This window comes from Lysinibacillus capsici (assembly GCF_003367505.1).
In the GTDB taxonomy this organism is placed as follows: domain Bacteria; phylum Bacillota; class Bacilli; order Bacillales_A; family Planococcaceae; genus Lysinibacillus; species Lysinibacillus capsici.
The window spans coordinates 50,786-77,147 of record NZ_PXXX01000025.1 but is presented as its reverse complement, the minus strand read 5'-3'; the positions used below and the strand labels follow the sequence as shown (position 1 = coordinate 77,147).

The window sequence follows — 26,362 nt, the reverse complement described above, 5'->3', positions numbered from 1 at the left end:
TCCAATTAAGATAGGAGTGTCCCATTTTTAGGGCACTCCTTTTATTATCAGGAGGAGAAGATGTCCGAGACTTTGAAGAGATACTTTAGAGCATGGTCGAAAAAAATCTGGACGTTTGAGGCGTGATTGATAAATATACAATTGATTTTATGAAAAAAGTTCAAAAATTTAGCTCACAAGCATAGTATAGAAAAAGCGAATTTGATAGATGGGTGAGGATAAAAATGACTGAACACGAAAATAAACGCTTTGTCATTTCTCAGGAAAATTGGTCCCTCCATCGTAAAGGGCACCAGGACCAACAACGCCATATGGAAAAAGTGAAAGATGCGATTAAAAATAATTTACCTGATTTAGTTAGCGAAGAAAGTATTGTGATGTCCAATGGTCGCGAGGTTATTAAGATACCAATTCGGTCACTTGATGAATATAAAATTCGATATAACTATGATAACTCTAAGCATGTAGGGCAGGGACAAGGGGATAGTAGTGTTGGAGATGTAGTAGCGCGGGATGGCAGTAAGGCCAATCAGGCTCCAGGTAAAGGAAAAGAAGCGGGTGACAAGCCTGGCCAAGATTATTATGAAGCGGAAGTCAGTATTGAGGAAATTCAAAATGTTTTATTTCATGAACTAGAGTTACCTAATTTACAGCAAAAAGAAAAGGCAGATATTAAAACAGAAAAAATAGAGTTTAATGATATTCGTAAAAAAGGACTCATGGGTAATGTCGATAAAAAGCGTACCATTTTAAATGCATTAAAGCGCAATGCGATGCATGGGAAAGCAGAAATAACGCCAATCCACAATGACGATTTACGTTTTAAAACATGGGATGAAGTGGAGAAGCCAGAATCCAAAGCAGTAGTGCTCGCCATGATGGATACAAGTGGCTCAATGGGCGCATTTGAAAAATATTGTGCGAGAAGCTTCTTCTTTTGGATGACGAAGTTTTTACGGTCAAAATATGAAACAGTAGAAATTGAATTTATTGCTCATCATACTGAGGCAAAGGTTGTCACAGAAGAGGAGTTTTTTACAAAGGGCGAAAGTGGTGGAACCATTTGTTCTTCAGCTTATAAAAAGGCATTGGAATTAATTCAGGATAAATATCATCCGTCTCGCTACAATATTTATCCTGTCCATTTTTCAGATGGTGAAAATATATCGATGGACAATGAAAAGTGCTTGAAGTTAGTAGGAGAGTTAATGGATGTATCCAGCATGTTTGGCTATGGTGAGGTGAATCAGCATAACCGTTTCTCAACGCTTATGTATACGTATAAAAAAATTGATGATCCTAAATTCAGATACCATATTCTGAGAAAAAAAGGCGATGTGTATGACGCCTTAAAGAGCTTTTTCAAGAAAAGTGAAGAGTAACATGGAAGTATCCTCAGCACCACGTTCAAAGGAGGGGGCGTAAAATGGACACAAAAGAGCTTCATCGTGCAATAGATGAAATTACCGAAATTGCCTCAAGCTTTGGCTTAGATTTTTATCCAATGCGTTATGAAATTTGTCCAGCAGATATTATTTATACATTTGGCGCCTACGGTATGCCCACGCGCTTTTCCCATTGGAGCTTTGGAAAACAATTTCATAAAATGAAGCTTCAATATGATTTAGGACTTAGTCAGATTTATGAGCTTGTCATTAATTCAAATCCTTGCTATGCATTTTTACTCGATACCAATACTTTAACCCAAAATAAATTGATTATTGCCCATGTTCTAGCACACTGCGATTTCTTCAAAAATAATATACGTTTTTCTAATACAAGAAGAGATATGGTAGAAAGTATGACCGCAACTGCGGAGCGAATAGCTGGCTATGAGAGAGAGTATGGCAAGGATGAGGTGGAGCAGTTTTTAGATGCTGTTTTAGCTATTCAAGAACATATTGATCCGTCAATTTTAAGACCGAAGCTATCCTGGAGTGAAGAGGATGAGCTTGAGGAGGAAAAACCACCAACAAAATCACCGTATGATGATTTATGGAGTATAGAAGAAAAAGAAAAAGTTTATAAACCAATTCGACGCAGATTAAAGCAATTTCCTCCTCAGCCAGAAAAGGACCTGTTGTTATTCTTAGAGGAACATAGCCGTGAATTGGAAGACTGGCAACGAGATATATTAACAATGATGCGAGAGGAAATGCTTTATTTTTGGCCTCAATTAGAGACTAAAATAATGAACGAGGGTTGGGCCTCATTCTGGCATCAACGAATCATGAGGGAGCTAAAGTTAACTACTGCTGAAACTATCGAATATGCCAAATTAAATGCGGGGGTTGTGCAGCCCTCCAAAACATCGATTAATCCATATTATCTTGGGATTAAAATTTTCGAGGATATTGAAAATCGCTATAATAATCCTACCGAGGAAATGAAACGGTTAGGTGTTTTGCCAAATACGGGACGTGAAAAGATTTTTGAGGTAAGAGAGGTAGAATCAGATATTTCCTTTATTCGAAACTATTTAACAAAGGATTTAGCGAAGCGTGAAGATTTGTACTTGTTCCAAAAGAAAGGGAATGAATACCGTATAACGGATAAGGATCATGAGATAGTTCGCGATCAACTCGTATCCATGCGTGTAAACGGAGGCTTCCCATATATTGTGGTAAAAAATGGCGATTATTTGCGGAATGGCGAGCTATATTTAGTTCATGGCTATGAAGGGATGGAGTTAGATCCACACTATTTAGAAAATGTATTACCTTATATTTACCAGCTATGGGGACGTCCTGTTCATTTAGAAACCTATGTCGATAAAAAGCCGATGCTCTATTCATATGACGGCACAAAAAATTATAAACGCAATGTATAATAAAAAAACTTCTATCTGTTGAGGGTACCATCAAGCAGATAGAAGTTTTTTCATCGTGTTGAAAAACAAAACCATCAATAGTATTTTTTTTGAAAGGTCAACAATCGGTTGCAGGCTACTTGCTTTCCAGTGGCAGAGCACAGAGCCTCTTCGTGTAAAATGGCCTTTTTTTTGCTACTGACATGATCTTTTTGAAACCAATCTACTCATCTTCTTCAGTTAATACATCAGTTTCTTCATTACTTTCACTATGGTTAGAGGATGAATGAATATCACTTTCAATGACAAGACTATCCCGTACTTTAATGCCTTGTTGCCCACCAGCTTCGTCATTATTATTACCAGCAATACCACTTCTTCCATTACCGTCAGCAAATTGCGAATTGACGTTGCGTGTGTGACTACCGTTACTAGCATTTTGTCCACCTTGGTTGGCATTTGTGCCTACATCATGATTGATTTGGCCTCCGCCTTCTGCACGTTGCTCAAAGTGAAAATCTGTATTTCCTATATTGAATGTGAAGTTTATTGTTATATGATTTTTCCCTTGTTTGTTAGAGGATTCCTGCTCAGGTTCGTCAGGTCCATAAAATTTTTTAGAATTAAAACCAGACATCGTTTCTCCTCCCTTCCTTTCCTATTACTATTAAGATATTAGCGCTTCTTGAACCCACCTGTACGTGTAGCCATGTTACCTAGAGAAAAGGTAGGTGTGTCTAGGGAAAGCTCAACGATTTTTGCTATCTATCCAATAAATTTGTTAAAATGAATGAGATTTGATTATTTAGTGAATGGGAACGGAGAAGCAACATTGAGAACATTTAAAAAGGTTTATATAGAAATTACGAGTGTTTGTAATTTAGCATGTAGTTTTTGTCCACCTACAGCGCGTGCAAAGGGGCTTATAAAAGTCGAACAATTTAATAAAATATTAGATGAAATTCGTCCACATACAAAATATATTTATTTGCATGTGAAAGGAGAGCCATTACTACATCCAAGAATTGATCAGCTATTAGACGCTGCCCATGTAAAAGGATTCAAAGTCAATATTACAACGAATGGTACGCTAATCAAAAAAAATCGCGAGAAAATATTAGGAAAGCCAGCATTACGTCAAATTAATTTCTCGTTGCATAGCTTTGATGGGCATGAAGGCTCTGAAAATCGTGAAAAATATTTAGAGGATATATTGGATTTTGTGCGAGATTCTAGGGAATACAATACGATTATTTCCTATCGTTTATGGAATCTACAACAGGATCATGTTTCGGATGTTGCAGCTCGTCGCAACCGCGAGACTTTAGAAATATTAGAAAATGAGTATCATCTTGATTATCGTATAGAAGAAAAAGTAGAACCTGGTAAAGGGGTAAAAATTGCGCCTCATGTATATTTAAATCAGGATCATGAGTTTAGATGGCCAAGTCTCCTAGAGCCAGAGGATGAAGGTAAGGGTTTTTGCCATGCACTGCGTAGTCAAGCAGCTATATTGGTGGATGGTACCGTAGTACCTTGCTGTTTGGATGGGGAAGGTGTCATTAATTTAGGAAATGTACATGAAAAATCCTTCTCCGACATTGTAGAAGGGGAGCGTGCCAATAAGATTGTTGAAGGCTTCTCAAGAAGAGAAGCTGTGGAAGAATTATGTAGAAAATGTGGCTATCGTCAAAAGTTTGGTATGTAGCTACTAAAAGTTACTTTGAAATAAAAAAGCAGCTCCAATGGTCATTGACCGTTAGAGCTGTTTTTCTTTGATTGAGAATCAATCGTATCTAAAAAATCCTTCGTTATACGAACTACATATTTTACCTCGTCTAAATTTCGTTCTCTTAATAATGAGCGATGAATGTCTAGCATGAGGTTTTTCTCCTCAATATCAGTAACGCCAGATAATTTTTGAAAATTAAATAGCTCCTCAGGGGTAATGTCTAATGCCTTCATGATTGTTTCCAAAGTACTTAAGGTAATATTAGATTGTCCATGCTCAATATTGGAAACTCTTCCTTTACTGAAACCTAACTTCCCTGTTCTTTCAGCCACTTCTTCTTGGCTAAGTCCTTTAGATAATCGAATAATCCGAAGTTGTTCACCTACTAGCTTTAAAAAATCTGACATATGATTCACCTCTATGTTAAAAGCTAGTGAAAAACAATGGAAATGACTATACTATTATAGTGGTATAATAGAGAAAAAGTTACATTAAAATGGTACAATCTTTAGAGTAATACTTTTATCCAGACAAATGACCTAAATAAATAACTAGGTATGCGTTAATGAAGATTGTATTTAGGGTATTAATTGGGACAGAGGATTGGAGGGTTCATACATGGTGAAGCAGTTTTTTTTAGAAGAAATAGCAAAAGTCCAAATTGGTCATTTAATTTTGAACGATCAATGTTTTACTAGGGAAGGTACTCCTTTTATCACCAAAGCAACACTATTGAAATTATTGGTAGATGATGATGCTAGTCAAGTGCCAAAGATTGATCACACGGTTGATTCATTAAATTTGTCACTGGTACCTGCAAAAAGCATTCTTCTCAACAAATTAAATTTAAAGGAAACCATTATTTATCAATGTAAAAAAGCTGTGTGCATCGGTCATGATATCATTGCCATTATTCCAAATGAATCCATTGTTGTTAGTGACTATTTATTTCACTTTTTTAAATGGTATCAAATAAATAAAGAGAGGCGTCATATCCTTCGTTTAATAATTGAATTACCTCCTCTTGATATACAGCATAGAGCAGCTCAACTATTAAACGCTATTCAACATTTATTAATGAATAAAGATTCTTTAGTCACAGCGGTAGAAAAACTTCCACAGTATTTCGATAATGTATCAAAACAAGTAAATCAGCATTCAAAAAACTTACATCATAGCTTTGAACAGCTCCAATATTTATATGCTGATATGTTACATAAGGTTTATAATGGAGATTTCTTAAATGATTCCTTTCAAAGGTTGAGCAATTAACATAAGTCGGTGCAAATGGATTGGGCAATCCTTGCACCGACTTGTTAAATTTCAATAATAATTGGTAAAATCATGGGCTTTCTTTTTGTTTGGGTAAATAAATATTGTCCAACAGCTCTTTTAATTTCTCGGCGAAGGACATGTATTTGCTGTCTGCCCTCTTCTTGAAGCTCATTGACGATTTCTTTGGTAAGCACATTGACTTTAGTTAACAGTGCCTCGAAATCTTTAGCATAAACAAAACCACGTGAAATGGTATCGGGTTCTGAAATAAAAGCTCCGTCAGCTTTATTGAGTGTCAACACAATAACAAGCATTCCGTCTTCTGAAAGTTGCTTGCGATCACGGAGGACAATACCTTCCACCTCACCAATGCCAATCCCATCAACATAGGTATCCCCAGCAGGAATTTTCCGTGTCTGCCTTGCCTTTGAATTTTCAATATCAACTACATCACCATTTTTCATAATAAATGTATGTCCCTTTTGAACGCCAATAGATTCTGCTAATAAACGATGTTGATGTAACATACGATACTCACCATGAATAGGGATGAAGAATTTAGGCTTCATAAACGTCAGCATAAGTTTCAAGTCCTCTTGATGACCATGTCCTGATACATGCATACCTGTATGACTGGAAGAACCATAAATAACCTTAGCACCAAGCTGAAATAAATTGTCTACAATGCGAGAAACGCCCTTTTCATTACCTGGGATTGGTGAAGCCGCAAGAATGACTGTATCGTCTGGTAAAACCTTAATTTCACGATGATTACCATTTGCTATTCTTGCTAGTGCAGCTAGAGGCTCACCTTGGCTACCTGTGCAGAGGACCACGACATCTTCTGGTGGGAGGTATTTGACCTCTCGTGCATCAATTAACAGATCTTCTGGTACAAATAAATAACCTCGTTCAATCGCGACATCAACGACATTGACCATGCTACGCCCTACTAAAGCTAGCTTCCTATTGGTGGCAATTGCAGCATGTACGATTTGTTGGATGCGATTAACATTTGAAGCAAAGGTTGAGATGATTACTTTTCGTTCAGCATGTAAAAAGGCTTCCTCGATATGATGCCCTACAAGTTGCTCAGAAGGGGTCAAACCTGGTCTTTCTGCATTTGTACTTTCTGAAATAAGGACAAGCACACCCTTTGAACCGATTTCAGCCATTTTATGAATATCAGCAAACTGATTGTTAACGGGCGTTAGATCAAATTTAAAGTCTCCCGTATGGACAACATTTCCTTCAGGGGTAGCTAAAACGATTCCTAAACAATCGGGTATACTATGATTGGTTCTAAAGAAACTAATATCGATTTGTCCTAAATGTAGTGCTGAATCAGCATGAATTTCAATTAAATCCGTTTCTCTTAAAAGTTTATGTTCCTTAAGCTTTAACTCAATAAGTCCGAGGGTGAATCGGGTAGCATACACAGGGACGTTTAATTTTTTTAATAAATAGGGAATTCCACCAATATGATCCTCATGTCCATGTGTGACAATTAATGCCTTAATTTTCTCCTTATTATCAAGTAAAAACGTAATATCAGGAATGATTAAATCAATTCCGAGCAGGGTTTCATCCGGAAATTTTGCTCCACAATCAATAATAATTATGTCATCTGCATATTGTACTACATACATATTTTTACCAATTTCATTTATCCCACCTAGGGCGAATATGGATAATAGCTGTTTACTTGTTGACAACGTATTTCCCTCCTATAGTTTTAAATAAAGCCATCTAAATGGTTTTGCCATAGGTAGTATAGCTTTTAGTATTTCATCCTATACGAAATTTACAGTAAGACTAATTGTATAGCACGAAGAATAGAATGGGGAGATAACAGAAAGCAAAGACAGCTCGAGGGAAGTTTTTTAGTTTATTTCTCTAAAATCAAGATAAGAGGAGGTAGACCTTTGTCAAATTTTGTGCAACATGCTATTTTCGAGCATAGATTTTGGCTAGAAATCATGCAAAACCACGCTCAATTTATTCATGACGCCCTTTATCCCTCAGAAGAAGAAGATATTCAAAGAGCCCATACGTATATTTATCAATTCTCGCAGCTACTTACCTATGTCCCTTCACTCGATGATTCAAATGCTGTATCCTTTTCAGTGTCCGTGGACGACAATGTTGAGCAATTTAAGCAGTTCAAGCTTCGTCTACTCAGACATCAACTATTGGGGGATATTGGGATTCATTTAACGCCTACGTTTGTCAATCATATGGTTAATGAATTAGAAGAATATCAAAATGTGCTGGGTTATTTAAAAAAAGGAGAAGCACCACCTATTTTTCATGAGCTTCATCATCATTTAGTTTGGCTTTTAGATGCCTCCGGTCATGCAGGCATTATTAATGATGATTTAGATGGTGTTGAGAAGCGTTTGAAGCAAAAGAGCCATGAGTTTGCTCAACACTTTGAGCAATTTTATTTAAAGGCTGTTGAATTAACAGGCTATTTACGTACAAATATGAATTCCTTTCCTGCTTTAAAACGCTTTAGTAAAGATGTTGAGCTTGAAATGACATTATTTAAAACATTTTTAAGAGAGCTAGAAGAAATGGAGCTAAGTGCAGAGGTGCTAGGTTCATTTACAGCTCCTATGGCGGACCATATGTGGCGTGAGGAGCAATACTATTTAACGAAGCTCGCACAGGCTAGAGAACAAGATAAGTAAAACAAGAGGCTATCTAAACTAACTAGATAGCCTTTTAAGTTAGGGATGAATCACTACTTCTGTACCTATTGGCACAATACTGGCTAGCTCTTCAACATCTCGATTTTGCATGCGGATACACCCATGTGAAACAGCATGCCCAATAGAGCTAGGATCATTTGTGCCATGAATTCCGTAGTGTTGTTTAGAAAGACTCATCCACATCGTGCCAAAAGGACCACCAGGGTTTGGCGCTTTATTGATGATCATAAAACTACCTACTGGTGTTTCGTGAAGCATGCGTCCAACTGCAATTGGGTATTGTTTTTGAAGGATATTGTCTCTATATAAACGGAGCCAGCGATTGTTGGTAGATATCTCAATACGGTAAGGAATTGTGTCGGGCTCAGGCAAGCCAGGGATGACGATTTGTTGACCCATGAAAAGATGATCAGGCTGAATTCCTGGATTAGCAGCGAGAATGGATGCCAAAGATGTACGGTAATCTTGAGAAATTTGAGTAAGGGTTTCACCAGCTTTGACAGTATGAATCAATTATTGTTCCCTCCAATGCAAAGGTTTATTGCTCTACTATATGCATCAGATGTTTTATGTAATTTTAGGAATGCAAGGTTTTTCAGTTTCTGGACAGAATAAGCGGTGACATTGCAGGATTAAGGGGCATAAAGATGAAGGAATTTAAAATTACGTATTTTTTTGATGAGGTACATTATGTACGAAGATTCATTTTTATTGAATCGCAACAAGAGGCAGAAAAATTAGTGAAAAATGAACGTGATCAATATATTTCCTTTACGGATAGTAGGGGGATATACCATGAACTGCACACAAAACATGTACGAGTTATTCAAATAGCTGAGTATCATCGAATTGATAAAAGTGCGAAAGAGAAAGACACATAATCTGTTCAGCATTACACACATTATAGGAAAAGGAGTGTGACAGAATGGACATCGAAAAAATACCACATGAAAAGAAAATGTTCATGAATTTAAATAGTAAGGACAAGCCTGACATGGTTGAATCAGATACGATTAGTCTTTTCGATCTGCATGAGGATATGCAAACTGTAGATGCCATTCCGATAGAGGAACTCAATAAGCGTGTAAAAAGAGAAGGCGACGAATTAATTGAAATGCAGCCAGATGAATTATAGGAGGTTAAAATGATGAATCGTGAAAAAGACATCCAGTTTACATCTGCAGGCACAAATATTAACGAAGTGAAGCAAAAAAATGCAGAGGCAGGATTATCCTATAATGAAGTGAAGGCCCTGCTAGCAAAAAGTGGCGGACGTGGAACATCTATTTATAGTGACACTGACATTGAAGAGGTAAAACAAGATATACACAAGCATCAACATTAAAGTTTTGGGAGGAGCAAGGTATTGAGCGCTCTTCCCTTTTTATTTTACAATGATGAAAAATAAAGGAGTTGTGAAAGCATGTCAACTGGAGAAATGAAATGTCCATTATGCGGAGGCGAAAACCATTGTGGCGTGGCAAAAGGTGAAAAAGAGTGCTGGTGTATGACAGTTAGCATTCCAGAAACCCTGTTAACTACAGTGCAAAGAGAGCCAAATCTATGCATTTGTTCAACATGCATAGCTACATATAAGAAAGAGCAAGTATAGTTTTTTACGATGATAAAGGTTGGTAAAAATTGAGCAATTGGTACAATTGTCTATCGCACAACAACCTAGCAGGCATACATTACTCTGAAAGGAGTGTGTCTAATGGCTAAACCAATTGAACTCAGTAATGTGACAAAGGCATATTTAGAGGAATATCAGCGAATCCTCAAAAAAATGATGCAGGGTATGACCTATGTAACCATTACTTGTAGTATCTCAGAAAATTTTATTAAGCAAATCATCCCTCATCAAGTTGCAGCAATACAAATGTCTGAAAATGTTTTACGTTATACAACGAATATATCTGTGCAAAATCTCGCCTTAGAAATCATTCGCACACATACAGAAATGGTTGAGAGTCTTGAAGCGATACAAAATCGATGTTGTGTCGTACAAAATTCAGAGTATGAATTATACGAGTATATGTGTGCTTACAAAGAAATTACAGAAGCTATGTTCAACGCAATGTGTGCTCCACCAGTCTCTAATAGCATTAATATCAATTATCTTCGGGAAATGATCGTCCATCATCAGGGTGGTATACGACTGGCACAAAATGTGCTTAGATTCTGCATCTGTCAAGAGTTAATTCCAATCCTACGTTGCATGATTCAAACGCTGTGTGAGCAACTAGAAGCCATGGAAAAGCTACTGGATAGCTTACAAAATTGCGATTGCGAGTGCTAGCACTAACGAGAAGTTTATATGGGAAGAAGGCGCTAAATCAATCTGGATTTTAGCGCTTTTTCTGCGTAAAGACAGTGTTTAACTAAGAAAATAAGAAATTGTCAATAAAGTGGACGGAAAAATAATAAAGTGTAAAGAATTAAATGAGAATCTATTTTTGTTATTCTATTGTTGGTAAAATATATATGTTTTATTAGTTGAAGGTAATGAAGAGAAATCTATAATTGGCTTTAAAATATTGGTAATTTTATTTTACTTGAATACAACTAGGAGTGGGAGCTATGTTCAAAAGGAAGAAGATTAATCAAAGTTATGATTATTTTTCGGCTACGAAAAATTCAGACATCGAAACAAATGAACGCTTTAAAGAAAAATTGGATTTCCTTGCTTTATCTAGAATTAGAAGAGAATCTGTTGGGTTTTTACGTAAAATTTATGAGAATAATCGACAGCATATACTCGATAATTTTTATGCTCGTCTACTGGAAATCCCAGAGTTTAATCATGTCATCAATACACATTCGACAGTAGAGCGCTTAAAAGGATTATTTGATACACATTTTATTAGCTTATTTGATGATGAATTAGATTTAGATTATGTCTTTAAGCGTCGTAAAATTGCTTATGTTCATGCAAGAATTGGTGTACTACCGAATTGGATGATATCTGCCTATACACTGATTAATCAATTAATCATTCCACTTATTGTCAAAGAACTATCTCGTGATGAAGAAAAAATGCTGGATGTTTTATTGTCTTACGATAGCTTAGTAACAATTGATCAACAAATTATTTTGGAGACCTATATTGAAATTCAAGCAGGATCTGTAGTAAATGGATTAGGTGAAATAATTACTTATAATACACAGTTAGACACCATTAAGGAACTGATTGAATTTCAGGAGATTCAGCAACAGGAGATTGTTGCAGCAGATCAATTAATGCATGAGTTAGACGAAAGTATTGAAGAAATTGCCACATCAGTGGGTGATATTTCAGAGCAAACAAAGCATGCCTTTAAAAAATTAAATCAGGATTTGGAATCATTACAACAAGTATCATCTATTTTACAGACAACCGATGAAGGCCATAAATCAATGCAGGAAGATATTAGGCGTTTAGTTGAGCGTGTAAATAGTGTAGCGAAATTAATGGAATTAATAAAAAAAATAGCAGATCAAACAAATTTGTTGGCTTTAAATGCATCAATAGAGGCCGCTCGTGCTGGAGAAGCAGGAAAAGGTTTTGCGGTTGTTGCAGAGGAAGTTCGGAAACTTGCTGATGATACAAGTACATCTGTCAAATCTATACATACAGATATACAGGAGCTACTTCATATTACCCATAATATTAGTTCATTGACGACTCAATTTTCCCAAGATTTACATCAAGGTGTTACAGATACCTTATATATATCACAGACGCTAGCTGAGCTAAATAAAAACTTACAGCAGCAGGGGGCGCGCTTTGAGGAAATAGCTACAACGACAAAGGTTCAGGCACAATCTGCTACTACTATTTCTGAACGTAACCATACAATTACAGAGAGCATGCAAAAAAGTAAGGTAATCGTTTTTGATATGGGCTCTGCCATTTATAAGTTAAGTAAAATGATTGATGGATACCGATCCACAACAATTTCTAAAAACTTTATTATTAGCCAAGAGGATATTATTGAATTAGCTATTACCGATCACCTATTGTGGAGATGGAAAATCTACAATTTGCTACTAGGCTTTGAAACGATGACGGAGCAGGATGTAGGGTCTCCAAAAGAATCACGCCTTGGCGAATGGTACTACGGCACAGGAAAGAAACTGTTAGGTGATGAGCGTGTCTACGCAGAGTTAGAACAACCATTTATTCACGTGCATGATATAGCAAAAAAAGCAGTGCGTGAGTACAATGTAAGCAATAAAACGGGCGCTGAAAAATACCTGAAAGAAATTACGGATGAATCGTATGTTGTAATTGAAAAATTAAAAGAGTTAAAGGAAATTTTATTGAGCGAGAAAAAGCAATATATTCATTAAAAAATGGAAAGCAAGCTAGTCTACATACTAGCTTGCTCTTTTATAGATTAATAGGTGGAACACACATAAATGTCACTGTACGCTTTTGGCTATCATAAAGACACCATTCACGGTGATTGATAACAGAGCCTACATTCACACCATATTGTTTGTCTTGTAACGCAATTGGTTGCCCGTAGCGAATACGAATCGGCAGCTTTTTTTGTTGATGATAAAGACCTGATTCGTGACTATGCCCGAAGAAAAATAATGGTTTTTGAAAGTGTGGGAAAGTCGGTTGCCAGCTTACATTCCACCTAAATTGATGTCCGTGCATAAGCGTGGCTCCATCAATCTCTATTGTCTCTGGTAAAGCTTTAAAACGTTCAATGCCAGTGACCTGAGTAATACGTTCTTCTTGATTGCCTCGAATAGAGGGGAAGGTTAGCAGTTTTTCAAATTCACTTTCTACTATGGCCGCCTTTTGCAAAGGTAAGCCAGATATGGTTTGTGCCTTTTTCTTACTTACAGTGCATTCATATAAATCCCCTAACCCAATGATTGTTGCTTCCTCTGCTGTTTGTTGAATATGAGCTAGAACAGCTTTAGTGTCTTCTATATTAGAATGTAAATCTCCTAAAAGTGCATAAAGCATTTAAACCCGGCCTTTCCTAATAATAATCGTACAAGTATCATACACCTAATAGAAATTACTAGAAAAGTAAAATGTCTATGAATATTTCGTTACTTCAGCTACATATTTTGAATGTGTGGAAAAATTGCCAAGAAATACATTGCTTGATAAAATATAATCGTAATTTTCAGAATTTTAAGAAGTTTAATAGTTTCCCATTCTTGTTTATTCAATAATAATAAAATGAAAGTATGGAGGGCTTATAATGACGAAGTTTATGACAGATATTCTGGAAGACTATGCAGGGCAGCAACCAAATGCAATTGCAACATTGTATGATGGAAAGGCAATAAGCTATCATGATTTTTACCAACGTGTAGAAAGATTTGCGACTTACTTGCAGGAACAAGATTTTAAAAAGGATGATGTGATTGCCCTATATACGCTCAATTCAGATTTATTTTTAATCGCATCTTTAGGTGTCCAATTAGCTGGATTTATTGTGATGCCAATTAACACTAAATTAGCTGCTCCTGAGGTTGATTTTATTTTTAATCATTCACAAGCAAGGGGCTTAATTTTTGATGAAAGATTAACAGAGGTATTAGAAGACGTTTCTTATTCATTCCAACATACAATCGGATTTCAAGAAATGAAAAACATAATTGAATATGATAATCGTGCTAGAAAAATTGTGCAATTGGAGGCTGACGATACGGCAGTGGTCATGTATACGTCGGGAACAACAGGTAAACCCAAAGGCGTCATGCTAACGCATCAGAATATCGTGGCTACAGCAGATATTTGGTCTTCTTCTATGAATATGTCTAGCAATGACAAAATGTTTATTTGTACGCCTTTGTTTCATTGTGCAGGTCTTCATGTATTTGCTATGCCTATGTTTTATAGAGGGGGAACAGTGGTCATTGAAGAAGCATTTTCACCAACTAAAACGTTAGCTCAAATTGTAGCTACTGAGGCGACAATTTTCTTTGGTGTTCCATCTATGTATACCATTATATTAAATACTCCTGGATTCAAGGAACATAGCTTTAATCATTTACGTTTACTATGTTACGGTGCTGCCCCGATGCCTTATGAGCTTGTAAAGCAAGTGAAAGAAGCATTTCCAAATGTAAAGGTTCAAAATCTTTATGGTCAAACTGAAAATTCACCTGCAGCTACCTCTTTATTAGATACGGATGCATTGACGAAAATTGGCTCAGTTGGAAAACCATTAGCACAGACAGAGGTTTGTGTAGTTGATAGTGAAGGAAAGACCGTACCAGCTGGAGAGGTGGGCGAAATATGCGTAAGAGGACCACAAGTAATGAAGGGCTATTTACGCAATCCAGAGGAAACAGCAAGAGCGATGAGGGATGGCTGGCTGTACTCAGGCGATTTAGGACGCTTTGATGAGGAAGGCTATTTATATATTGTAGATCGAAAAAAAGATATGATTATTCGTGGTGGAGAAAATATTTATCCCATCGAAATAGAAGAAGTTCTATATCAAATGCCAGAAATTTTAGAAGCAGCAGTGGTTGGATTGCCACATGAAGTATATGGAGAAGTACCAAAAGCATTTGTTGTGTTAAAGGAAGGGAAGTCTCTTGATGAAAATTCGATACTATCCTATTGTCAAACACGACTTGCCAAATACAAAGTACCTTATGAAATTGAATTTTTAATAGAATTGCCACGAAATGCCTCTGGGAAGGTACTAAAGCATACATTACGGCCGAAAGTGACAACAATTTAAGACAGTTCAATTATCCTTTGGCATAATTGCTATCCAGATTTTTGGGGTTCACTGTCTTGTGTAACTCGCTATTAGTACAAAAAATAGTTACTAAATGAAGATAAAATAGGAACGGCTATGAAAGTATCGTATAATAGAGTCTACGACAAATTGAATAATGAGAATGGCGAAGAGGCTGCTCTTCGCCTTAGAATAGGAGCGGAATTTGTCTTGTGGACGGGGTATAAACGCCTTTTACTTATTGGCATTTTGATTATTATGTTACTTTCAGGCTGTCAGCCATTTTCTTGGCAAGATGCTGAACAAAAAAATCAATTAACGGTTTTAACAGTAGAGTTTAATAGCGGGGCACCTATTCCAAATCTTTTCCTTACGGTTACAGATGTACAAACAGGTGATGTAGTGGAAGAAGCGATTGGTTCAGAAGAGGGAGAAGCTATATTTTCGAAGCTAAAGGCAGGGAGAGAATATGCAATTGCGGCAACGACACTTGAAAATAGTACGACAAATAATGGGTATACAACAATCGAGAATTTCACTTACGATACAACAAAGCCCTATTATCGATTGCAAACACACTTTTTAAGAGACGATCAGGAGTTAGATGTCCCTATTGTCATGCAAAACCCCGAGCTGCCACATGGCTGTGAAATTACTTCACTTACAGCCGTATTAAATTATTTTGGAATGAATGTGTCAAAACTCGAAATGACTGACAAGTATTTACCAAAGCAAGAAATACGAACAGTAGGCAATCAACGTTTTGGACCAAATCCCAATGAAGCTTTTGCAGGTAATCCTCGTGATAAAGCTCGTGGTATGTATGTTTTTGCTGCTCCAATTGTCAAAGCGGCTGAGGCAGTTATTACAGATAAACAAGCTGACTTACATGTCAAAAATATGAGTAACGCCTCACAGGATGACATTTTACAGCTTGTGCGTGAAGGTATTCCTGTCGTGACATGGGTAACGCTAGATTTATCAAAGCCTAAACGAAAAGCAGAAAGAGGCTGGATTTATACAGGGGAAACGACTCGACATGATGCTTTTATGAACTTACATGCAGTCGTCTTAACGGGACATTTAGGTGATAAGGTAGTCGTAATGGATCCTTTAAAAGGGTATGTTACTTACAATGTCGATCAATTTTTCAAAAGTTATCAGGAATTAGGCAAACAAGCTGTAGCTGTTCATAAATAAGCTATAAATCATTAGTATGTTACACTAATAAAAAAGTAAAAGTGAGTTGAGTAGAATGGCCATTGAGCACGTTTTTTTACCTGTTTTACTTGGAGATGAAATGAATGCTTATGGCATGGCCCGAGCATTTTACGAAGCCTATGGTGTGAAACCACTTGCACTAAACCATACAAACATGGAAAAAATTCAACAAAGTGATTTATGGACTTTTCGCGAGATACCGCGACTTCATATCGAAGAAAGATTTGTGACCGCCCTAAAAGCCATAGCGGAGGAGTTCCGAGACAAAAAATTACTGCTATTAGCCTGTGATGAATTTTATGTCAAAAGAATCGTAGAACACAAAGAAGAGTTAGCAGAGGATTTTCTAGTTCCCTATGTAGACGCCACACTTGCGCATCAACTTTTAACTCGTGAAAGCATGTATGAGCTATGTGCACAATTTGGTTTTCAATACCCTGCTACACATGTATGCACGGTGAATGATTATGAAGACTACAACATGCCATTTGATTATCCAGTTGTCATTAAGCCCATGAATATGACAAAATATGCTACTTGTATTTTTCCTGGTAAGAAAAAAGTATATATTGCATATGATAAGGACGAAAAGGACAGTATATTACGTGCTATCTATAAAGAATCAGCTTATCGTGATGATCTGATGATTCAACAATATATACCAGGTGAAGACGCTAACATGCGTGTTGTTAATGCATATATAGGACAAGATGGGAAGGCAAAACTTCTTGCCGTAGGAAACCCTATTTTAGAAGAACATTCTCCAGAAGGGATAGGACGTTATGTAGCGATTATGACAACCTATCATCAGGAATTAATGGATAATGTTAAGCTATTCCTTGAAGCGATACAATTCCAAGGCTTTGCCACATTTGATATGAAATATGATGATCGTGATGGTCAATATAAATTGTTGAGTATTGAATTACATAATGAACTTTCCAATTATTATGTGACGGCCAGTGGCTTTAATTTGATGCAGTATGTAGCGAACGATTATGTTCGAGGAAGTAAACAACAACTAACATATGTGAGGAACAAGCATCTTTGGACAATTGTACCGAATGGTGTGCTGTTCAAATATGTTCAAAATGAACAACTAGTAATGGAGGCGAAAAGTTTAATTCGTCAAGGTATGGCTACAGATTCTATTTTTAATTATAAGGATATGAATGCAAAACGTTGGTTGAATGTCACGCTTGATAATTTAAGCTTTTATCGTAGCTATAAGAAATATTTTAATAACAAAGGTCTGTCTAACACATGAAAAAACAAACTTTAGGTATAATTGGTGGCGTTGGTCCACTTGCAACAATGTTTATAGGAGAAATGATTGTAAGACGTACGAAAGCACAAAAAGATCAGGATCATTTACATACCATTATTGATAATGATACAAATATTCCTGACCGTACGGCCTTTATTTTAGATAATACAAAGGATAATCCAGTTCCAGTCATTATTGAGGATGCAAAAAAATTAGCTTCGGTAGGAGCAGACATAATAGCGATCCCATGTAATACGGCGCATACGTTTTATCAAGAAATTGAAGAGGGTTCTCCTATACCTGTCTTGCATATGATTCGCGAAACAGCGAAGCGTGCTGCTGATTTAGGAGCAAAGCGAGTAGGTATTTTAGCAACAACAGGCACGTTAACATCACGGATGTATCAGGAAGCACTTGAGGAGTTTGGTATTACACCAGTTGTTCCAGATAATGAAATGAGATCCTATGTGATGTCGATCATTTATGATTATGTCAAGGCTGGGAAGGATGTTACGCTAGAAGATTGGCAACCGATAGAAGAGGCGATGCTAGCACTAAATTGTGATCGAATTGTATTAGGTTGTACAGAGCTATCTGTTGTAAACAGAGATTTAAAGCTAAGTGACATTTATATTGATTCATTAATCGTTTTAGCTGAATGTGCCATTTTAGCTTGTGGTTATGAATTAGTCGATTAGTTGAATTGAAAAGAATCTGCTTGCTTTTCACGGGTAAGCTACAATTCTTGAAAGAGTTGTGGACAGGCTTACTTTCCGTGTTGAGTGAAGCAGATTTTTTATGAAAGGAAGCAATGTTCTCTTGAAACGATTAGACAATTGCTTACGTACATATAAAGTAGGAACCTACGGAGTGTGTTAAACTAGTGTCAAGTAGATAGAAGGTGGGAAATAACATGTCAGTCATAAATTTATTAAAAGAAGAACTACAAGCAAAATGGAACTTTGAAACACCCATGAAAATTCAAGATGAAATGATACCAGCTATGCTTGAAGGCAAAGATATTGTGGCGGAATCACCAACAGGATCAGGTAAAACGTTAGCATATGTCTTACCATTATTAAATAAAGTGAATGGGGCAAAAAAGCAAACACAAGGACTGATTGTAGCTCCCTCGCAAGAGCTCGCTATGCAAATCGTAGAAGTTATTCGTGAGTGGACAGCTGGAACAGACATCACTGTTCAACAGCTGATTGGTGGTGCCAATTCTGCTCGTCAAATTGAAAAGTTGAAGAAAAAGCCAACGATTGTTGTTGGCACACCTGGGCGTTTAAACGAATTAGCACGAGCAGGAAAATTAAAACTCAAAGAAGTCGAAACAGTTATTTTAGATGAATGTGATCAATTACTAAGTCGGGAATACCGTGTTGTAATCAAATCCTTTATCGAAGGTTCTGCCTATGGCCGACAAGTTGTTGTTGTGTCGGCTACGATTACAGAGGAAATTGAATTAGTGGCAAGTCGTATGATGTTTGAGCCACTGCGTTTTAAAATTAAGCCTGAGGACATGTTAAAGGTCGGTAAAGTTGTCCATTCTTTTGTGAAGGTAGAAGAACGTGATAAAACGGATTTCCTGCGCCGACTTTCCCATACAGAGGGTTTAAGAGCGTTGGCTTTTGTTAATAATATCGATCAATTATTAATGAAGGAAACAAAACTACAATACCGTTCAGCACCGATTGTCACGCTCCATTCTGATATGAAGAAAGAAGAACGTAAAAAAGCGTTAGATGCATTCCGTAAAGGAGATGCACGTATTTTAATTGCAACAGATATTGCAGCTCGTGGTTTAGATATTGCAGGTTTAACACATGTTATTCATGTTGATGTCCCACGAACAATTGAACAGTATTTGCATCGTTCTGGTCGTACTGGGCGTGCTGGAGCTGATGGTGAAGTATTAACCTTATTATCTTATCGTGATGAAAAAACCTATAAAAAATGGACAAGGGAAATTCCGGGCAAGCCTGTGCAAAAAATATGGCATGATGGCGAGCTGATTGAAGGTAATTCTAAAACAATTGGACAGAAGCGAGGGAAATAGTATGACATTTGAAGAGAAATTACAGGCATATGCAGAGCTTGCAGTAAAAGTGGGGGTGAATATCCAACCAGGCCAGTACTTATTAGTCAATACATCTGTGGATGCTTTAGATTTTGCCCGTTTAGTTGTAAAAGAGGCTTACAAGGCTGGGGCAGGCCGTGTTCATGTAAACTTTTCCGATGATGAATTGGATCGTGCTTATTTTGAGCATGCATCCGATGAGGAATTTAATCGCTTCCCTGAATGGGTTGTGAAAATGCGTGATGAACTGATTGAACGTAAAGGAGCTCTATTATGGATTGATGCAGCAGATCCTGATAAGCTAACAGGAATTCCAGCAGACAGACTAGCAACACATCAAAAAGTATCAGGGGCAGCATTGAAAAACTATCGCAATGCAGTCATGAAGGATTTAATTGCTTGGTCCATCGTAGCAGTTCCTTCAGCTAAATGGGCAGCAAAGGTTTTCCCTCAATTAACAGAGGAGCAGCAAGTACCTGCATTATGGGAAGCTATCTTTAAAACGGTTCATATTGGAGAAGGCAATGCAGTTGATAATTGGCGTCAGCATGTAGCTAATTTAGAATCTCGTGCACAGCTTTTAAATAATAAAAAGTATGCAAAGCTTCACTATACAGCACCTGGTACAGATTTAACAATCGCTTTAGCACCACAACATAAATGGCTAACTGGTGGTAGTAAAACACCAGAAGATAATGTCTTTGTGGCCAATATGCCAACAGAAGAAGTTTATACACTGCCAATGAAACAAGGTGTAAACGGTTATGTTAGTAATACGAAGCCATTAGTCTATCAGGGCAATATCATCGATGGCTTTAAATTAACATTTGAAGAGGGCAAAATTATTAAGGCAGAGGCTGAAGTAGGACATGATTTATTGCAAGAGCTTATTCAAGTGGATGAAGGCTCAAGCTACTTAGGTGAAGTAGCACTTGTCCCTCACGAGTCACCAATTTCAGCGTCGGAAATTTTATATTTTAATACGCTGTTTGATGAAAATGCTTCAAACCATTTAGCTATTGGTGAGGCATATCCGACTTGCTTAGAGGGTGGTAGAGACCTAGAAAACGGTCAACTTGAAGCATTGGGTGCCAATATTTCTGTGACACACGAAGACTTCATGATTGGCAGTGGAGAAATGGACATCGATGGTATTTTACCAGATGGTACAGTTGAGCCAATTTTCCGCAAGGGTAGCTGGGCATTTTAAATTTTTAGTCAATAAGAAAAGAGGGAAGCAGATGAAACGATTTTGTAGCTTGATAGGTATGACAATAGTATTCATGACAATTGGGGTTTCATCTGCTTTTGCTCAAACAGAAACCTATGTGGCTATTGGCGATTCCTTAGCAGCAGGTCAAACACCCTACAAAGAAATTGATGTAGGGTATAGTGATTTGATTGCCATGAAATTAAGTTCGATTGATCAATTATCATTTTACACAAAAGAACTTGCTTTTCCTGGCTTTACTACGGCAGATGTATTAGAACGAATACGATCTGAGGAAGCGCAAAATTTATTAGCAAATGCGACGCTTATTACAATTTCAGCAGGGGCTAATGATTTATTACGTCTTGTCCAGGTAAACCCAAATGCAGGGACCTTAGCTTTTTCACAGCTTCAGGCAGATTACGCTTTAAATTTGGCAAGAAAAAATATGCTATCGATTTTGGATGAATTAGAAGAACGTGCGCCTAAAGCAAAAATCTATGTTATAGGGTATTATTTTGCTTATCCAACAGTTCATCCGACGCAAAAAGAAGGAACCAATGCCCAGCTAGTTAGATTAAATACGATTTTACAACAACAAGCAGAGCAAGCTGGCGCAGCTTATATAAATGTCTATGATGCCTTTGGATTGAATGCAACCAACTACTTACCAAATAGTGCTGATGTTCATCCAAATATTGAAGGCTATCGACAAATGGCTAACTCATTTTTACAAGTTTATAGTGGTAGTGATGCTTTAAACATCTCTTCAGCAGAATTGCCAAAGCCAAATCCCAAGTCATTTGAGGAAATCCTAAAGCAACAATCATCAGCAAAGCCTCAGAAGCAAAATGTGACACAACATCAATCTCCTCGTATGACTTACGTAATTCAGGGATTCCCGGGATATAAGGCATTTATCAAATACATCTAAATAACAGGTATCTAAGGCATCTTACTTATAAGATGCTTTTTTCTATGAAAACCAATTTTGGCTAGAACTACTAAACCTTTAGTGTTCACTAGATTGGGAATAGTCATGCTAAAATATAGAGAAGACTAGGAGGTACTAGAATGAAAATATTTCATACAGCAGATTGGCATTTAGGAAAGCTTGTTCAAGGTGTCTATATGACAGAAGATCAACATTATATTCTTCAACAATTTATACAAGCGATTGATGAGGAAAAACCAGATGTAATTATCATCGCAGGTGATTTATATGATCGTTCGATGCCTCCTATTGAGGCAGTTAATTTACTAAATGATGTATTAGCGAAAATAGTATTAGAGAAGAAGATTCCTGTTCTAGCAGTGGCGGGAAATCATGATAGTGCAGGTCGTTTAAATTTTGGTAGCCGTTTAATGAGTGATAGTGGTTTATATATTAAGGGCCAATTTACAAAAAATCATGCACCTATTGTTTTGAATGATCAACATGGGGAAGTACATTTTCACCTAGTGCCCTATGCAGAGCCAGCTGCTATTCGCAACATCTTTGAAGATGAATCAATCCGTTCTCATCAAGACGCCATGCAAAAAATTATTGAGTATATCACGGAAGACATGGACACAAGTAAGCGTCATGTTTTTGTTGGACATGCCTTTGTGACGAAGTATGGTGAGGAGGAAGCAAATACTAGTGATTCCGAGCGACCCCTTTCCATTGGAGGCTCAGATTGTGTGAATGCAGCTTTATTCAAACCTTTTCACTATACGGCGCTTGGGCACTTACATAAGGCACATTTTGTTTTAAACGAAACCATACGCTATGCAGGCTCTATCTTAAAATACTCGTTATCTGAGCATTTACATGAGAAAGGATTTTTAATCATCGAATTAGATGAGCAAGGTAACACCATAGTAAGTAAAAGAAAGCTTGTGCCAAGAAGAGATCTACGAGTAGTAGAAGGTCAATTAGAGGAGTTATTAACGCTCACACCAAGTGAGGATTATGTATTTGTTAGATTGACGGATAAAATATCTGTGACTTCACCGATGGAACGTATTCGTAGTGTATTTCCGCACGCTATGCATGTGGAGCGGAAGGTACTAAGACAAGATATGCCACGTGAACTACAAGTAGTAGAAGCTGAAAAACTAGAAGATATTGATTTATTCCGTTCATTCTTCACCAATATTATTGGCATTCAGCCTGATGAAGATACGGAACGCCTATTCACAGAGATGTTACAGGAGTTATTAGATGAGGAGCGAGAGACTGTAAAATGAAGCCTTTAAAGTTAACAATTACAGCGTTTGGTCCATATAAAGACACGGAAGTAATTGATTTTCAAGAGCTAGGGGAGCATCGATTGTTTGCCATTTCTGGAAAAACTGGTGCTGGTAAAACAACCATTTTCGATGCTATTTGCTATGCTCTTTACGGATCAGGTAGTGGGGAGGACCGGCAGGATACAGCTTTACTAAGAAGCGGCTTTGCACATGATGAAGTTTATACAGCTGTAGAACTCGTCTTTGAAATGCATGAAAAGGTCTATCGAATAGTACGACAGCCAGGACATATTAAAGAAAAAAATAAAACGGTTACTGGAAAGAAAATAGAGCTAGCAGAAGTAAAAGACGGAAAGCTAGATTATAGCATTGTAGAGAAACAGCAAACGCTTGAAGTCGATAAGAAAGTGCAGGAAATCATAGGTCTCACAAAAGATCAATTTAGCCAAATTGTCATGCTACCTCAAGGTGAATTTAGAAAACTATTAACCTCTGATTCAACAAATAAAGAAGTAATTTTACGGAAAATCTTTAAAACAGATCGTTTCGGTGTCATGGCGAAAAAGCTTGATGCCAAGCGTAAAGAAGCAGAAAGTGATCTTGAGCGTGCCAAACAATTAAAAGAACATTTACTTGGCCAAATTGTGGGCGCCTTACCACAACGTTCTTCCGCTTTATTCACATTGATTGCTGATAATACCGAAAATTTACATCAACTGACAGAGGCACTTGATGAGGAGCTTAGCTACTATAAGAAATGTGGAGAAGATGAACAGTCATACTATGAAGAAGCGTATAGCCTTCATCAAAAAGAGCAGGAATATTATCGCTTAGCAAAAACGCTAAATGAGCAATTTGATGAACAAGCTAATCGACAGCAACGGCTGCAAATGCTTTTACAACAGCAGGATTTATACCAAGCAAAGGAGAAGGAGATTGCTTTAGCAGAACAAGCAGAGCGACTGGTGGTCCTCGAACAACAATGCAAGGATTTACGTGCTGAACTGAATGTTAAAGAGATAGCATTTCAACAAGCAAAGGTTAAGCAACAGCAGTCACAAGAAAAGTTGCAAGAAGCGCAAGAAAAATATGAGATAGAGCAGGCTAAAGAATCTGAACGACAGCAAATCTTACAGCAGGAAATGCAGATGTTAGCGCTATTACCGAAATTTGAAGCCTATGAAAACAATATACAGCAGCTGCAAATAGCGGAGCAATATGCTGAAAATGCAAAACGAGCAGTAAATGATAACGTCAAACTTTTGGAAAATGAACAAGAGCAATTACAGCATTTTTCTCAATCATTAGAAGGCTATGAAAAACAGGTTGAACCCTATGAAAGCTATTTAGAACAATTACCGAAACTACGGGAACAGGTTGCTTTAATCAAGCAAGCGGATAAATATAAACATGCCGTTGATTTAGCTAAGCAGGATGTAGTTGCTTCAGAAAGTCTCTATCAAGAAAGTAAAGAGGCTCTTCAACTTTTGCAGCAACGATGGCTGACAAGTCAAGCTAGTATTTTAGCAAAACAACTGAAGGAAGGAGAACCCTGTCCTGTTTGTGGTAGTATGACACATCAGAAAGCACACAATGAGCAACTGGAAGTTATTGAGCTTGCTCAAGTGGAAGCATTAAGAGCGAAGGCATCATCAGACGAGCGTAAGTATTTAGAGAAAGAGGCATTTTTAGCATCAGCGCAGCAACTTCTTCAAGATACATGGCGACAACTCGAGGCTCAACATATTAAACAAGAAGACCAACCACAGATCACCGCTACTTTACATGAAGTGGAACAAGAGATTGCTGCATTAAAAATTATTCAACATCAATTAGCTGATGTGCGATTAAAAATAAAGCATCAGCATGACCGAATAGAGCAGCTACGAAATAAGCATATGAAGCTAGAGCAATATTTAGCAGAGCAGATAAAAGAATGGACAAAATTACAAGCGGTTGTAGACGAACAACTTAAGCAGATGCCCCCTAATTTACCAACTTTACAGCAATTAAAGCAACAACTTAATGAAGTTAGTAAACAGAAAGAAGAGCTTCAAAAAAGTTGGCAAGTGAGTCAAGAAAATTTGCATGCAGCAAAGGAAGCAGCTAGCAATGCAACACTAACTGTAGAAATTGCCAAACAGTCCTTTGAGGAATTACAGCTTAAAATGAATGAAAAGCTTCAGCAATTTTCAGCAGATATGCAAGAAATAGGTTTCGAAAGCTATGAGGCTTATGCAACTGCTAAACGGAGTGCCATACAATTGGATGCACTTCGAAAAGCATGTAGCGACTATGCTTTACAAGTACACACGTTGCAAATTCAGATTACCGAAGGGGCTACATACCTTCAAGGAAAAGAGAAGCAAGATTTAGAGGCGATGGAAGCAAGAGTAGAACAGCATCGAGTTTCCTATGAGGAAGCATTTAAACGTTTACAACAGATCAATGGCTTTATACAAGCATGCCAAGGCTTTAGTAAAAAGGTGGAAGAAATAGCGAAAGAGCTTGATTTACTTGAACAAGAAGCAGGGCGAGTAAAGGAGCTTTATGGATTATTAAATGGACAAAACTCGAAAAAGCTATCCTTTGAGCGTTATATACAAATTAACTACTTAGATCAAATTACAGAAGCTGCCAATATACGTCTGTATCATTTATCAAACGGTCAATTTGAGCTTAGACGTTCAGATAGATTAGAAAAGCATGCGAAGCAAAGTGGCCTTGGTCTTGATGTTTATGATGCTTATACAGATCAATTACGAGATGTCAAAACTTTATCAGGTGGCGAAAAGTTTAATGCTTCGTTGAGCCTTGCATTGGGGATGGCAGATGTGATTCAAAGCTACCAAGGTAATATTCATATTGAAACGATGTTTATTGATGAGGGCTTTGGCTCGCTCGATGAGGAATCACTAAATAAAGCAATCGATACATTAATTGATTTGCAGGATTCTGGTCGTATGATTGGCGTTATTTCGCATGTACCTGAATTGAAATCCGCGATGCCAGCAGTTTTACATGTGGAAAAAACATTAAATGGCCATAGTCAAACCCATTTTGAAGTGAAATAAAACGAAGGCGTATTTCCTCTAAAAGGAATACGCCT

General features: G+C 37.2%; 25 protein-coding genes. 20 read left to right on the top strand and 5 right to left on the bottom strand.

Features of this window, described 5'->3' with window-relative positions; translation table 11 throughout:
* The first annotated feature begins 224 nt into the window (after positions 1-224).
* On the top strand, positions 225-1,382 hold the full coding sequence (gene yhbH, locus C7B89_RS21265) for a sporulation protein YhbH (RefSeq protein ID WP_048394843.1): 1,158 nt from the start codon (positions 225-227) through the stop codon (positions 1,380-1,382).
* A gap of 44 nt (positions 1,383-1,426) precedes the next feature.
* Positions 1,427-2,830: a SpoVR family protein gene (locus C7B89_RS21260; RefSeq protein ID WP_048394841.1), complete on the top strand. Its 1,404-nt coding sequence runs from the start codon at positions 1,427-1,429 to the stop codon at positions 2,828-2,830.
* A 202-nt stretch (positions 2,831-3,032) separates the two neighbouring features.
* On the opposite strand, the gene C7B89_RS21255 is transcribed toward C7B89_RS21260, so the two are convergent.
* A complete protein-coding gene (locus tag C7B89_RS21255; protein ID WP_048394838.1) occupies positions 3,033-3,446 on the bottom strand; it encodes a hypothetical protein in 414 nt (137 codons plus the stop codon).
* Between the two features lie 195 nt (positions 3,447-3,641).
* Here C7B89_RS21255 and C7B89_RS21250 point away from each other — a divergent pair, with 195 nt between their 5' ends.
* Entirely contained in the window at positions 3,642-4,517 is an 876-nt protein-coding gene (locus C7B89_RS21250; RefSeq protein WP_115674549.1) for a radical SAM/SPASM domain-containing protein, read from the top strand.
* Positions 4,518-4,558: 41 nt separating this feature from the next.
* Here the strand turns inward: C7B89_RS21250 and C7B89_RS21245 are convergent, their stop codons facing one another.
* Complete coding sequence (locus C7B89_RS21245) at positions 4,559-4,948, bottom strand: helix-turn-helix domain-containing protein (protein ID WP_004225641.1); 390 nt, start codon at positions 4,946-4,948, stop codon at positions 4,559-4,561.
* 211 nt (positions 4,949-5,159) lie between these two features.
* On the opposite strand from C7B89_RS21245, the gene C7B89_RS21240 reads away from it, so the two are divergent.
* Entirely contained in the window at positions 5,160-5,813 is a 654-nt protein-coding gene (locus C7B89_RS21240; RefSeq protein ID WP_054548997.1) for a restriction endonuclease subunit S domain-containing protein, read from the top strand.
* Between the two features lie 44 nt (positions 5,814-5,857).
* Here the strand turns inward: C7B89_RS21240 and C7B89_RS21235 are convergent, their stop codons facing one another.
* Positions 5,858-7,531 (bottom strand): ribonuclease J, encoded by a 1,674-nt coding sequence (locus C7B89_RS21235; protein WP_054548998.1) that lies wholly within the window; start codon positions 7,529-7,531, stop codon positions 5,858-5,860.
* 210 nt (positions 7,532-7,741) lie between these two features.
* Here C7B89_RS21235 and C7B89_RS21230 point away from each other — a divergent pair, with 210 nt between their 5' ends.
* Positions 7,742-8,509: a DUF2935 domain-containing protein gene (locus C7B89_RS21230; protein WP_048394830.1), complete on the top strand. Its 768-nt coding sequence runs from the start codon at positions 7,742-7,744 to the stop codon at positions 8,507-8,509.
* A gap of 39 nt (positions 8,510-8,548) precedes the next feature.
* Here the strand turns inward: C7B89_RS21230 and C7B89_RS21225 are convergent, their stop codons facing one another.
* A complete protein-coding gene (locus C7B89_RS21225; protein ID WP_048394827.1) occupies positions 8,549-9,043 on the bottom strand; it encodes a L,D-transpeptidase family protein in 495 nt (164 codons plus the stop codon).
* A 134-nt stretch (positions 9,044-9,177) separates the two neighbouring features.
* On the opposite strand from C7B89_RS21225, the gene C7B89_RS21220 reads away from it, so the two are divergent.
* From C7B89_RS21220 to C7B89_RS21195, 6 genes are all read left to right on the top strand, one after another.
* Positions 9,178-9,411: a hypothetical protein gene (locus C7B89_RS21220; protein ID WP_016993469.1), complete on the top strand. Its 234-nt coding sequence runs from the start codon at positions 9,178-9,180 to the stop codon at positions 9,409-9,411.
* 44 nt (positions 9,412-9,455) lie between these two features.
* Positions 9,456-9,665, top strand: a complete 210-nt coding sequence (locus tag C7B89_RS21215) for a hypothetical protein (protein WP_004225632.1) — start codon at positions 9,456-9,458, stop codon at positions 9,663-9,665.
* Positions 9,666-9,677: 12 nt separating this feature from the next.
* On the top strand, positions 9,678-9,875 hold the full coding sequence (locus tag C7B89_RS21210) for a hypothetical protein (RefSeq protein WP_048394825.1): 198 nt from the start codon (positions 9,678-9,680) through the stop codon (positions 9,873-9,875).
* A 78-nt stretch (positions 9,876-9,953) separates the two neighbouring features.
* Entirely contained in the window at positions 9,954-10,142 is a 189-nt protein-coding gene (locus tag C7B89_RS21205) for a cysteine-rich CWC family protein (RefSeq protein ID WP_115674548.1), read from the top strand.
* Between the two features lie 102 nt (positions 10,143-10,244).
* The gene (locus C7B89_RS21200; RefSeq protein WP_115674547.1) at positions 10,245-10,829 is read left to right on the top strand and encodes a DUF305 domain-containing protein; all 585 of its coding nucleotides are present in this window, start codon (positions 10,245-10,247) and stop codon (positions 10,827-10,829) included.
* 281 nt (positions 10,830-11,110) lie between these two features.
* Entirely contained in the window at positions 11,111-12,862 is a 1,752-nt protein-coding gene (locus tag C7B89_RS21195) for a methyl-accepting chemotaxis protein (protein WP_115674546.1), read from the top strand.
* 40 nt (positions 12,863-12,902) lie between these two features.
* On the opposite strand, the gene C7B89_RS21190 is transcribed toward C7B89_RS21195, so the two are convergent.
* Positions 12,903-13,496 carry a metallophosphoesterase family protein gene (locus tag C7B89_RS21190; RefSeq protein WP_048394823.1) on the bottom strand — a complete coding sequence of 198 codons (594 nt, stop codon included), beginning with the start codon at positions 13,494-13,496 and terminating at the stop codon, positions 12,903-12,905.
* A gap of 244 nt (positions 13,497-13,740) precedes the next feature.
* Here C7B89_RS21190 and C7B89_RS21185 point away from each other — a divergent pair, with 244 nt between their 5' ends.
* The 9 genes from C7B89_RS21185 (at position 13,741) to C7B89_RS21145 (ending at position 26,327) form a co-directional block, all read left to right on the top strand.
* A complete protein-coding gene (locus C7B89_RS21185) occupies positions 13,741-15,237 on the top strand; it encodes a class I adenylate-forming enzyme family protein (protein WP_115674545.1) in 1,497 nt (498 codons plus the stop codon).
* Between the two features lie 117 nt (positions 15,238-15,354).
* Positions 15,355-16,437 carry a C39 family peptidase gene (locus C7B89_RS21180; RefSeq protein WP_244205745.1) on the top strand — a complete coding sequence of 361 codons (1,083 nt, stop codon included), beginning with the start codon at positions 15,355-15,357 and terminating at the stop codon, positions 16,435-16,437.
* 55 nt (positions 16,438-16,492) lie between these two features.
* Complete coding sequence (locus tag C7B89_RS21175) at positions 16,493-17,725, top strand: carboxylate--amine ligase (protein WP_054549004.1); 1,233 nt, start codon at positions 16,493-16,495, stop codon at positions 17,723-17,725.
* Positions 17,722-18,423 (top strand): cysteate racemase, encoded by a 702-nt coding sequence (cuyB, locus tag C7B89_RS21170; RefSeq protein WP_066038221.1) that lies wholly within the window; start codon positions 17,722-17,724, stop codon positions 18,421-18,423. The genes C7B89_RS21175 and cuyB overlap by 4 nt, the downstream gene beginning before the upstream one ends.
* A gap of 215 nt (positions 18,424-18,638) precedes the next feature.
* Positions 18,639-19,787: a DEAD/DEAH box helicase gene (locus C7B89_RS21165; RefSeq protein ID WP_004225614.1), complete on the top strand. Its 1,149-nt coding sequence runs from the start codon at positions 18,639-18,641 to the stop codon at positions 19,785-19,787.
* 1 nt (position 19,788) lies between these two features.
* Positions 19,789-21,018 (top strand): aminopeptidase, encoded by a 1,230-nt coding sequence (locus tag C7B89_RS21160; protein ID WP_004225611.1) that lies wholly within the window; start codon positions 19,789-19,791, stop codon positions 21,016-21,018.
* Positions 21,019-21,049: 31 nt separating this feature from the next.
* A complete protein-coding gene (locus tag C7B89_RS21155; RefSeq protein ID WP_115674543.1) occupies positions 21,050-21,952 on the top strand; it encodes an SGNH/GDSL hydrolase family protein in 903 nt (300 codons plus the stop codon).
* Positions 21,953-22,092: 140 nt separating this feature from the next.
* On the top strand, positions 22,093-23,250 hold the full coding sequence (locus C7B89_RS21150) for an exonuclease SbcCD subunit D (RefSeq protein WP_115674542.1): 1,158 nt from the start codon (positions 22,093-22,095) through the stop codon (positions 23,248-23,250).
* Positions 23,247-26,327 carry an AAA family ATPase gene (locus C7B89_RS21145; protein WP_115674541.1) on the top strand — a complete coding sequence of 1,027 codons (3,081 nt, stop codon included), beginning with the start codon at positions 23,247-23,249 and terminating at the stop codon, positions 26,325-26,327. The genes C7B89_RS21150 and C7B89_RS21145 overlap by 4 nt, the downstream gene beginning before the upstream one ends.
* Positions 26,328-26,362 lie beyond the last annotated feature (35 nt).